The 10,760-nt window shown below is 56.5% G+C and carries 12 protein-coding genes; 9 read left to right on the forward strand and 3 right to left on the reverse strand.

All coding sequences use genetic code 11. The annotated features are described in order from the left end of the window. The first annotated feature begins 125 nt into the window (after positions 1–125). Complete coding sequence (locus tag SynMITS9220_RS13035) at positions 126–1,016, forward strand: formate/nitrite transporter family protein (protein WP_186992268.1); 891 nt, start codon at positions 126–128, stop codon at positions 1,014–1,016. A 22-nt stretch (positions 1,017–1,038) separates the two neighbouring features. Further along, positions 1,039–1,758 (forward strand): HEAT repeat domain-containing protein, encoded by a 720-nt coding sequence (locus SynMITS9220_RS13040; protein WP_255483142.1) that lies wholly within the window; start codon positions 1,039–1,041, stop codon positions 1,756–1,758. Between the two features lie 72 nt (positions 1,759–1,830). On the opposite strand, the gene cynS is transcribed toward SynMITS9220_RS13040, so the two are convergent. Further along, positions 1,831–2,283 carry a cyanase gene (cynS, locus tag SynMITS9220_RS13045; RefSeq protein ID WP_370594401.1) on the reverse strand — a complete coding sequence of 151 codons (453 nt, stop codon included), beginning with the start codon at positions 2,281–2,283 and terminating at the stop codon, positions 1,831–1,833. On the opposite strand from cynS, the gene SynMITS9220_RS13050 reads away from it, so the two are divergent. The 3 genes from SynMITS9220_RS13050 to SynMITS9220_RS13060 all read left to right on the forward strand — a co-directional run bounded on the left by SynMITS9220_RS13050 (position 2,234) and on the right by SynMITS9220_RS13060 (position 3,770). Continuing rightward, positions 2,234–2,407: a hypothetical protein gene (locus SynMITS9220_RS13050; protein WP_186992292.1), complete on the forward strand. Its 174-nt coding sequence runs from the start codon at positions 2,234–2,236 to the stop codon at positions 2,405–2,407. The genes cynS and SynMITS9220_RS13050 overlap by 50 nt on opposite strands. A gap of 54 nt (positions 2,408–2,461) precedes the next feature. Continuing rightward, positions 2,462–2,626: a cyanate hydratase gene (locus tag SynMITS9220_RS13055; RefSeq protein WP_186989790.1), complete on the forward strand. Its 165-nt coding sequence runs from the start codon at positions 2,462–2,464 to the stop codon at positions 2,624–2,626. Positions 2,627–2,699: 73 nt separating this feature from the next. Continuing rightward, the gene (locus tag SynMITS9220_RS13060) at positions 2,700–3,770 is read left to right on the forward strand and encodes an anthranilate phosphoribosyltransferase family protein (RefSeq protein ID WP_186989792.1); all 1,071 of its coding nucleotides are present in this window, start codon (positions 2,700–2,702) and stop codon (positions 3,768–3,770) included. Here SynMITS9220_RS13060 and SynMITS9220_RS13065 read toward each other — a convergent pair. Continuing rightward, positions 3,731–4,198 (reverse strand): GNAT family N-acetyltransferase, encoded by a 468-nt coding sequence (locus tag SynMITS9220_RS13065; protein WP_186989794.1) that lies wholly within the window; start codon positions 4,196–4,198, stop codon positions 3,731–3,733. The genes SynMITS9220_RS13060 and SynMITS9220_RS13065 overlap by 40 nt on opposite strands. Here SynMITS9220_RS13065 and SynMITS9220_RS13070 point away from each other — a divergent pair. From SynMITS9220_RS13070 to SynMITS9220_RS13085, 4 genes are all read left to right on the forward strand, one after another. Beyond that, complete coding sequence (locus tag SynMITS9220_RS13070; RefSeq protein WP_074160720.1) at positions 4,197–5,468, forward strand: MFS transporter; 1,272 nt, start codon at positions 4,197–4,199, stop codon at positions 5,466–5,468. The two genes, SynMITS9220_RS13065 and SynMITS9220_RS13070, sit on opposite strands and share 2 nt — an antisense overlap. Before the next feature lie 93 nt (positions 5,469–5,561). Next, positions 5,562–7,697, forward strand: coding sequence for a polyphosphate kinase 1 (ppk1, locus tag SynMITS9220_RS13075; protein WP_186989796.1), 2,136 nt, complete (start codon positions 5,562–5,564; stop codon positions 7,695–7,697). 178 nt (positions 7,698–7,875) lie between these two features. Then, on the forward strand, positions 7,876–8,895 hold the full coding sequence (locus SynMITS9220_RS13080) for an RpoD/SigA family RNA polymerase sigma factor (RefSeq protein ID WP_067093499.1): 1,020 nt from the start codon (positions 7,876–7,878) through the stop codon (positions 8,893–8,895). Between the two features lie 4 nt (positions 8,896–8,899). Continuing rightward, a complete protein-coding gene (locus tag SynMITS9220_RS13085) occupies positions 8,900–9,544 on the forward strand; it encodes a diacylglycerol/polyprenol kinase family protein (protein ID WP_255483145.1) in 645 nt (214 codons plus the stop codon). A 23-nt stretch (positions 9,545–9,567) separates the two neighbouring features. Here SynMITS9220_RS13085 and SynMITS9220_RS13090 read toward each other — a convergent pair whose 3' ends face one another. Continuing rightward, on the reverse strand, positions 9,568–10,647 hold the full coding sequence (locus tag SynMITS9220_RS13090; protein ID WP_186989798.1) for a 3-deoxy-7-phosphoheptulonate synthase: 1,080 nt from the start codon (positions 10,645–10,647) through the stop codon (positions 9,568–9,570). Positions 10,648–10,760: the final 113 nt, after the last annotated feature.

Genomic DNA, 10,760 nt, shown 5'->3' on the forward strand with positions numbered 1-10,760 from the left:
CATCAGCAGGATGCGTTTTCCAGATTAATGAACAAGATCAGCGGCTAACTGTTGATCTCAGCACTTTATCAATCACTTCATTCCCTCTTAACCGCATTGAACTCATGAGTGTGACTGCTTCACAGATGGACTACGTCCTGCCCAATGAACTTGTTGACGGCATGATCGGTGCCGGTGGCAAGAAATCCACCGTCAGCGTCAAAAACCTCTTGCTCAGAGGATTTTATTCGGGAGCCATCCTTGGTCTGGCCGTGATCCTTGCACTCACAGTGGGGCTCAAAAGTGGTCAACCATGGCTGGGCTCGCTGCTCTTCCCATTCGGTTTCGCCAGCATTGTCTTGTTTGGCATGGAGTTGGTCACAGGCAACTTCGCTCTTCTGCCAATGGCCACCTGGGCAGGTAAAAGCACCTGGGGTGCAACCTTTCGAAACTGGGGTTGGGTGTGGCTCGGCAACTGGATTGGAACTGCGGTTGTGGCAGTTCTGATGGCCATCAGCCTCACCAGTGGAGGAACAGTTGATCCTGCATCAGCTGCTGATGGTGGTGGAATGTGGCAACAGGTGGCAGCAAAAATCATCGCGTTGAATAAAACCAACGTTGTTGTCAAATATGAGAACCTTCAGTCGATGGGATTCTTCCTTGCCATTATTCGAGGCTTAATCGCCAACTGGCTGGTTTGCCTCGGTGTAACCATGGCCCTGGTGAGTAAAAGTGTGCCTGGAAAGATTCTGGCTTGCTGGCTACCCATCACAGCCTTCCAATCAATGGGGATGGAGCACATTGTGGTGAATCAGTTTCTGCACACCGCCGGGCCAATCCTCGGATCTGGAGTTCCTTTCTGGAAGTGCATTTTCTGGAACTTCCTGCCCGTCACCATTGGCAACATCATTGGCGGCATGGTGTTCATCGGCATGCTCTTTTACAGCACCCACCGCACCAACATCAGTAACGTGCTTCCAAGCGAACATGATGACAAACTGGAACGCGAGCTGGCCGCTGAGCTTGGCGCCCGCTGATTGATGTTCTGTGTCTCTACCCGTGAATGAAGCCGTTCTCTGGGAACGGCTTTCAAAATCACGACGTGCTCCTTTGGAGCCCGAATGGCTGGGGGAGGTTTACTCTCCCAGCTTTTCAGTTGAGCTACGCCGTGCGCTCTGCGAAAAGCTTGGAATGCTGGCTGAACAAGGCTGGCCAATCATTGAACGATTGATTCAGCAGCATGGAGCACTTCCCGATCTTGTGCTGGCAGCTGGACTGTGCCACCAGCCAGCAGCGAGAGACTGGCTACTTGATCAACTCAAAAACAGCTCCGAATTAGCTGAAGTCAACCTCTGCATTCTTGAGGCTTTGTCTTGCTGGGGTGCAGATGTTCCAGAACATGTGGTGAAGGAGTGTTTGCATCACCCCGGACAACATCATCGCTTGGCGGGATTGCAGTTAGTGGGTTTCCGCGCTCATAGCCTGAGCGACGAGGAATTACTCAAGTTATGCACTGAACCCCTCAACGATTTCCGCGATCCAGTAGTGATCGCCACGATTCGGGTGTTGCAACGCAGGGATGGGGCGGTGATCAGTGAACACCTATCGGATCTGTGCAAAACCGGATCCGACGATGTCGCTGCTGCTGCGTTCCGTGCCCTTGGCTGCATCGCAACTCCGATCAGTCAACGTTGGCTGAAAGAGCTCAGCCAAACGCTCAGCAGTGAATCACGCAAACAATTGGCCTGCCAACAGTTGCAACAGCAATTTCGAATCTGAGCAAACAAAAGCCCGACGTTTGTCGGGCTGAAAACTTTATTGCGTTACTTCAGTAAAAACCAACAAGTGGAGTCACCACTTTTTGTATGGGAGAAACTTTCCGCACATCGTAATCTGAACACGATCACCCTTAGGATCTTCAATCTTGTCCACATCCAGGGTGAAATCGATAGCACTCATGATTCCATCTCCAAACTTTTCCTGAATCACATCCTTCAGCGGCATGCCATACACCTGCATGATCTCGTAAAAGCGATAGATCAGGGGATCGGTTGGAATCACAGGCTCAAGACTGCCTTTGGTCGGAAACTCCTGAATCGCAGCTGTGATTGCGGGGTCCAACGACAGTAATGACGCCAGCTTCTCAGCCTCATCGGCAGAGGCTGTGGCCTGTCCATAGAACAGAGAAGCAATCCACACCTCGTCAAGCCCAAGAGCCGCCTCAAGATCGGCGAAACTCATCCCTTTCGCTTTTTTGGCAGCCATCAACGAGGCGGTCAATGTGGAAGGAGATGGGGCCGCCAGTGATGGCGTAGACATGGACGAAACAGTCATAAAAAATACTGAAATCGGGAAGAGATTGTCGCGTCTTGCAGCAGAAAACAGCTACAAAGGCAACCAAAACCAAAATCTGTTTTGGATGCATTGACTACATCTCGAATGATTCAGAACTGCTGTATTGAGTTCATTGAACGTGTGATCAATGAACACTCTTTTTCGCACACTCGCCACACTGCTGAATCGCCAAAATCACAACTCAAGTGTCACCACAAGTTTGGTGCTTGAGCGGCTTTATTACGCCGATGGGCGCCATAACCCCAGCCATCCTCAACATGGACGTTTTGAAGGGCTCTCGATGCTTGCGTGAAGCGATCGGTAGCAATCGCTACCCCTGAAAGTGACCTCGCTACAGAACACTGCATGAAGCGTTGGTATGGCCCTTGACAAGCACTGTCGGCAGCGGCCGCGAACGCTTCAAACAGCACCTACGCAAAGTCGGTAGCGGCGAACACACCAGCAAAGGCTTGAGTCGAGAGGAAGCTGCCGATGCTTTGGCACTCATGCTCAGAGAGGAGGCCACGCCGGCACAGATTGGCGCCTTCCTGATTGCGCACCGCATACGCCGGCCGGAGCCCCAAGAGCTCACCGGCATGCTCGACACCTATCGATCGATGGGGCCCGTTGTTCACAGCCCTGCCGATCAGAGAAGACCGCTCTGCTTCGGCATGCCATTTGACGGTCGGACCAGAACTGCGCCCATCTACCCACTCACCAGCCTTGTGCTGGTGGCTTGCGGTCAACCGGTCGTGCTGCAGGGGGGTGACCGCATGCCGATCAAATACGGCATCACAGCCATCGATCTGTTCCACCTTCTGGATCTGAATCTGGGTGGGCTGCCCCTGAGCACTGTTCAGGAAGGATTCAACACACATGGCTTCGCGCTCATTCATCAACCGGATCATTTCGCGATCGCGGAAACACTGATTCATTACCGGGAAGAACTGGGAAAACGGCCTCCCGTGGCCAGCCTCGAGCTCCTATGGACGGCCCACCAGGGAGACCACCTTCTGGTGAGTGGGTTTGTGCACCCACCAACCGAAAGCCGGGCCTGGGAAGCGCTCAGACTTGCAGGCGAAACCGACCTGCTAACTGTGAAAGGCCTGGAAGGAGGAACAGATCTTCCCATCGGTCGGGCCTGCATCACAGCCCGTGTCCGCGATGGTCAGGCTGAACGTCTGATCCTTCACCCCCGCGATCACGGATGCCACAACGCAGACGTGGAGTGGTCGTCGGAGAGCACCTGGAAGAGCCAGGCCCTCGAAGCGCTCAGCAACCGTGGTCCCCTCAGCGAAGCTCTGCGCTGGAACGCAGGTGCTTATCTCTGGAACGCTGGCCTGAGCGACAATCTCGACTCGGGCATTGCAATGGCCACCACCGTGCTCGAGCAAGGTCGAGCACTGGATCAGCTTGATCAGCTGCGCAGCTTGCCCAGTGCTTTGTGCATCCGATAGCGCTCAAAGGGCACTCCAGCGATCGTGATCGTTTCCGGGGCAACCAGGCTCCAGCCATAGCGCTCGAACAACGGACGACTGAACTGACTGGCTTCGGTGCGCAGGGATCTGACGCCATCCGCGATCGCATCGGCTTCAAGTCTCTCTAGGAGCGCTTTGCCGTGGCCCTGACGTGCCGCACGGCCCCGGCAATACAGAAGAGCAAGCCGGTCCTGCGGATAACGCATCGCAAAAGCGGCATCCTCACCACTGATCCAGCCGGAACCCTGCTTCAGGGTTTGATCCAGCACACCCGGCAACCAGGCGAGTGCTGCCCAGGACTTCACCTGCTGATCCGAATACAACTGTGGAGCCTGACTCTCAATGGCATCGGCATAGATCTCCCGGAGAAGAATCTCGTCAGCTGGAACGATCAAACGCAGGACCATGGCCAGTGCCTATGGGAATGTGAGTCTCACCTGCCCAGCGGCTGCCTTGCAGCAACCACGTGTCCCCACTCTGCTCAGCGCCTTTCTGACGCTGCTCAATGACCGACTCAGCGAAAGCATCGTCTTCCCATTGCTGCCATTCCTACTGGCGAGCTTCAACGCCGATGGGCGCACACTAGGTCTGCTGGCCGGCAGCTACGCACTCGCGCAGTTTGCTGCCACACCACTGATCGGAGCCCTCAGTGATCGCTTCGGCCGCCGGCCCGTGATCGCCACCTGCGTTGCAGGCTCGGTACTGGGTCTGGGCCTGTTCGCCCTCACCGTGAGCATGGACTGGCCCAAGGGCGCCACTTTGCCGCTGATGCTGCTGTTCGGCGCTCGCCTCATCGATGGTGTGAGCGGCGGAACCGCAGCCACCGCTGGAGCAGTGCTGGCTGATATCACTCCGGAGGAACAACGGGCACGCGCTTTCGGCTTGATCGGGGTGGCCTTTGGTCTCGGCTTCATCATCGGACCGTTCGTGGGAGGACAACTAGCCCGCATCAACGTGACCGTGCCGATCTGGGTGGCCACCGGTTTCGCCCTGTTCAACCTGCTGGTGGTGCTGGGTTTGCTTCCAGAGACCCATCCCCGCTCGGCGCGCCAAGCCATGCCGCGCAAACGAGATCTCAACCCCTTCGCCCAGATCGCCAAGGTGATTGGCAACCCCGCTGTCGGGCGACTCTGTCTCAGCTTCTTCCTGTTCTTTCTGGCCTTCAACGGCTTCACCGCCATCCTGGTGCTCTATTTCAAACAGCGCTTCAACTGGGGACCAGAGCTCGCCACAACCGCCTTCCTGATTGTGGGCGTGGTGGCCACCGTGGTGCAGGGAGGCCTGATCGGTCCCCTCGTGAAACAACTCGGAGAATGGAAACTGACCCTGATCGGTCTGGGCTTGGTGATCCTTGGATGCCTGCTGATTCCCTCGACATCACCTCAACAGGCTCAGATCGGCGTGTTCAGTTCCGTGGCCATCCTCGCCACCGGAACAGGCCTGGTCACCCCGAGCCTGCGCAGTCTTGTGTCGCGCCGCCTCGACTCGGAGGGCCAGGGCACGGCATTGGGCAGCCTTCAGGCACTGCAGAGCCTGGGGAGTTTCCTGGGACCACCTCTGGCCGGACTCAGCTACGACCTGTTGGGACAGATCAGTCCCTTCGTTGGCAGTGCCTGTCTGCTGATCATGGTGATGCTGCTGGTGGGAGGCAGCCCGCTGCCCTCTAGGTCGCAATGACGCAACCAGCTGCAGAACATCAAAAAACCTGCAGTCCGGCCTCTGGACAATTGCTACGTTTCGCAAGTCGGTTCATGCACATCTGGTCACCCGATGAGTGACAACGCTCTCTCCACCGACCTCTACATCAACCGAGAGCTCAGCTGGATCGCCTTCAATGAGCGCGTGCTGATTCAGGCCCTGGATCAACGCACCCCGTTGCTGGAGCAGGCCAAATTCAGTGCCATCTTCAGCAACAATCTCGACGAATTTTTCATGGTGAGGGTGGCCTCCCTCAAGGCCCAGGTGGAAGCGGGCATTGATAAGCGCAGCGAGGACGGACGCACGCCACTGGAACAGCTGCAGGCGATACGGGAACATCTCGCACCCCTACTGAAACGGCAGCAGGAGCACTACCGCAGCCAGCTCAGATCCGAACTGCACAACCACGGCGCCCATCTGCTCGATTACGAACAGCTCAACGAACGCCAACGACTCTGGGTTGATAACTACTTCCAGACGGCGATTTTTCCAGTGCTAACGCCGCTGGCAGTGGATCCGGCTCATCCCTTTCCCTTCGTGAGCAATCTCAGCCTGAATGTGGCGGCTCTGATTGACGATCCGGACACCGGTCAGCGGCTGCTGGCCCGCGTGAAGGTGCCTCAGACGATCTTGCCTCGATTCGTTGCCATACCCACCGACCTCGCAGCTGAACAATCTGAGGCAGTTCACACGGCCGTTCCCCTGGAACAGGTGGTGGCCTTCAACCTCGGCCTTCTCTTTCCAGGCATGAGCATCGAGGGGCACTACTTCTTCCGCGTCACCCGGGATGCGGATCTGGAACTGCGCGACCTGGAAGCTGATGATCTGATGATCGCCATTGAGCAGGGCCTGCGCAAACGCCGCATGGGAGGCGAAGTGGTGCGGCTCGAAGTCGCCGAGGGAATGCCACAGGACGTTGTCGAGATGCTGATGGATGGCATGTCCGTTGAGGAAGCCGATCTCTACAGGGTTGACGGTCCTCTGGGCCTCGACGATCTGTTCGGTCTGATGGGAATCCCATTGGCGAATCTCAAGAACGAGTCCCACTCGGGCCAGACACCCTCGGTACTGCGTCGTGCCCAGCGCAACATGCTCGAAGACGGCTCCATCAAAGAGGAGGAATTTGAAAGCATTTTTTCGGTGGTCCGCCGCCGCGATGTGCTTCTGCATCACCCCTACGACCTCTTCTCCACATCCGTGGAGGAATTCATCAACCAGGCCGCCGACGATCCTCTGGTGATGGGGATCAAGATGACCCTCTATCGCACCTCAAAGGATTCACCGATCATCGCCGCGTTGATTCGTGCTGCGGAAAACGGCAAGCAGGTGATGGCGCTGGTGGAACTCAAAGCACGCTTCGATGAAGACAACAACATCCAGTGGGCCAAACACCTGGAAAGCTCAGGAGTGCATGTCGTCTATGGAGTTCTGGGCCTAAAAACCCACACCAAGATCGTGCTGGTTGTGCGCAAGGAAAAGGAACGTCTCCGCAGTTATGTCCATATCGGCACCGGTAACTACAACTCGAAGACATCACGCCTCTACACCGATCTTGGCCTGCTTTCGGCACGACCCGAACTCGGCCAGGATCTGGTGGAATTGTTCAATTACCTCACCGGCTTCTCTAAACAGCAGGAGTTCCGCAAGTTGCTGGTTGCACCGGTATCACTGCGTAAAGGCATGGAACATCTGATTCGCCGTGAGATTGAACATGCTCAGCACGACCGCGGCGGCCATATCCGAGCCAAGATGAATTCACTGGTGGATCCAGGCATCATCGCCCTGCTCTACGAAGCCTCCCAGGCAGGCGTGAAGATCGAACTGATTGTGCGCGGCATGTGCTGCCTGTACCCAGGTCGCGAGGGCGTGAGCGACAACATCAGCGTGGTGAGCATCATCGGTCGCTTTCTTGAACACTCACGCCTGTTCTGGTTCGCCAATCACAACGAACCGGAGGTTTACATCGGCAGCGCTGATTGGATGCCAAGAAATCTGGACAGACGCGTTGAAGCTGTGACACCCATTGAAGAACCAGCGCTTCGAGAGCAACTGGAACGCTTGATGCAGATCTATCTCGATGACAACCGTGGATCATTCGATATGCAGACCGATGGTTCCTTCAGTCAGCGCCATCCAAAGGGCGAAGAGCGTAATTCGCAGTTGAGCCTGATTGAAACCTGGAGAAAAGGGCTGGTCGCGAAAAATTGATCAAGCAAGACCCGTGTTCATCGATACAGCGAAATTGTGCTTTTTGTCTTTATTTCATATTCGATCCACGAGACTTAACACTGCATCATTGATTCGTAAAAACTTTCGAATTAATCACTTCACTCTTTGCTCCGGGTGCTAAATTTTTCGCAAATCTAATTTTCAGGAGGCCAGGGTGATGGGGATCCCTCTGGAATCTGAAGGAGTAACTCAAAAAGTTGCTTCATCAGAGCCTGTGTTGCCGACCACTGGTCGTCGTGACAGCAGTGCACGTTCACGCTCAACTTCCAGTCGCTCGTCACGTCAAAGCGGGCGCTTGGCCACTGATTCAATTGGTTATTACCTGAGCAGCATTGGACGAGTTCCACTGCTCACTGCAGCCGAAGAAATCGAGCTTGCTCATCATGTGCAAGCCATGAAGGAGCTACTCGATATTGCTGAGGAGGATCGCACTCCCAGGCAGCGTCACCGCATCCGCATGGGCAAGCGTGCCCGGGATCGGATGATGGCCGCCAACCTCCGCCTCGTGGTGAGCGTTGCCAAGAAATATCAGAACCAGGGCCTGGAGCTGCTCGATCTCGTTCAGGAAGGAGCCATCGGCCTGGAGCGGGCCGTCGACAAGTTCGACCCTGCCATGGGCTACAAATTTTCGACCTATGCCTACTGGTGGATTCGCCAGGGGATGACTCGCGCGATTGACAACAGCGCACGCACCATTCGCTTGCCGATTCACATCAGCGAAAAGCTCTCCAAGATGCGCCGCATCACGCGTGAGCTGTCTCACCGCTTCGGTCGGCAACCGAATCGACTGGAACTGGCAAGCGCGATGGGCATCGAACCGCGCGATCTCGAAGACCTCATTGCCCAAAGCGCGCCCTGCGCATCCCTGGATGCCCATGCCCGTGGCGAAGAAGATCGCAGCACGCTCGGTGAACTGATTCCAGATCCCAATGGTGCTGAGCCAATGGAGGGAATGGATCGCAGCATTCAGAAGGAGCACCTGGGCGGATGGCTCTCTCAGTTGAATGAGCGTGAGCAAAAAATCCTCAAATTGCGCTTCGGACTGGATGGAGCAGAACCACTGACGCTGGCTGAAATCGGCCGTCAAATCAATGTGTCGCGGGAACGGGTGCGGCAGCTGGAAGCCAAGGCCATCTTGAAGTTGCGTGTGATGACCAACCATCAGCAGGCGGCCTGAGTTTTTGCTCTCGTCCCTGCTGATCATCGGCATCTGGATGCTGCTGGTGCTCTCAGCAGCACTGGTCTCTCGGAAGCGATGGCCCGAACAACGAGAGCTCAGTCGCAAGATCGTGCACATCGGCACCGGTCCTGTCGTTGTCCTGGCCTGGTGGCTGTCAATTCCAGCATCGATTGCAGTGCCAGTGGCCTTCACCGTCACCGTGATCACCGCGATCAATCACCGCATCCAACTTCTACCTGCTGTTGAGGATGTCGACCGCAACAGCTACGGAACCGTGGCGTATGGACTAGCCATCAGCCTGCTGCTGCTGCTGTTCTGGCCCGAACAAGCGGTTGCGGTTTGCTCCGGAGTGCTGGTGATGGCCTTTGCCGATGGTCTGGCGGGCCTTGTGGGCCGTGGCATGACATCTCCCAGCTGGACCGTATGGCAACAGCGGAAATCCGTTGCTGGCACGGTCACGATGGGCTTGGTCACGGCATTGGTGTTGCTCCTGCTGATACTGATCAGCCAAAGTCCTCTGCATCCCCTGCGTCTGATCGCTGTTTGTGCTCTGGCCGTTGGCCTCGAGCAATGGGGCCGCTGGGGAATCGACAACCTCACTGTGCCGATGGCGGTGGGGCTGAGCTGGATGTGGATGACCGTTTGAACGGCCGCCACCTTGATCACTGCTCAAGCCACCGGAATCCCGGATGCAGGAGTGCCAGCTTTCTTCACGGATTCAGCCAGCTCAGCGAGCAACTCAGCCGTTGCTTCAATGCTGATGCAGGCATCAGTAACACTCTGTCCGTAGGTGAGTGAGGAGCGATCAGCGCTGATTTTCTGATTGCCTTCCACCAGATGACTTTCCAACATCACACCCATCACATGGGTTGATCCCTTCTGAACTTGAGCAGCCACAGCCCTGAGCACTTCGCCCTGGCGGCGATAGTCCTTGTTGGAATTGGCATGACTGCAGTCGACCATCAAACGATCCGGGAGGCCAGCTCCAGCCAATTCCGAGCATGCCTCCTGAACCGCCTCCAGGTGGTAGTTACTGCCGCTGTTGCCTCCCCTCAACACCAAATGGCCATAGGGATTACCGGTGGTGCTCACGATGGACGCATTCCCCTCGCAATTGATCCCCAGAAAATGATGGGGACTGGAGGCTGACTGCATCGCATTGATGGCGATGGTGGCACTGCCGTCGGTGCCGTTCTTGTAGCCCACGGGCATCGAAAGACCAGAGGCCATCTCTCTGTGGGTCTGACTTTCTGTGGTGCGGGCACCGATCGCAGTCCAGCTGATCAAGTCTGCGATGTACTGCGGCACCACTGGATCCAGCAATTCCGTCGCAGTGGGCATGCCGTCTCTGGCGAGATCCAGAAGCAGAGAGCGCGCCATCCGCAAACCGGTATTGATGTCGTAGGAACCATCGAGGTGGGGATCGTTGATCAATCCTTTCCAGCCCACAGTCGTTCGAGGCTTCTCGAAATAAACCCGCATCACCACCTCCAGTTCCCCCGCATAACGGGACCTCAAGGGGGCGAGGCGGCGGGCGTAGTCAAGGGCCGCATCCACGTCGTGCACGGAACAGGGGCCAACGATCACCAGCAAGCGGTGGTCCTCTCCCTGGAGAATGGCCTGGATGCGCTGTCTGGCGGTGGCGACAGTTTCAGTGGCCTTGGCGTCGGCTGGGAAATCCCCGTGCAGCAAAGCCGGTGAAACCAGTGGCAGGGTATCCACCACATGCAGATCGTGAGTGGTGGTCATGCCCTGAGCAATCAATAAGGTCACGTTACGCAAGCTGCTCCAGAGCGCATGGCGTGAGCATGGAACGGTGACGCAGGAGAATGAAGTGCCTTTGCCGTTCCTGCGCCGATTCC

The sequence above is a fragment of the Synechococcus sp. MIT S9220 genome, from assembly GCF_014304815.1.
GTDB lineage: Bacteria > Cyanobacteriota > Cyanobacteriia > PCC-6307 > Cyanobiaceae > Synechococcus_C.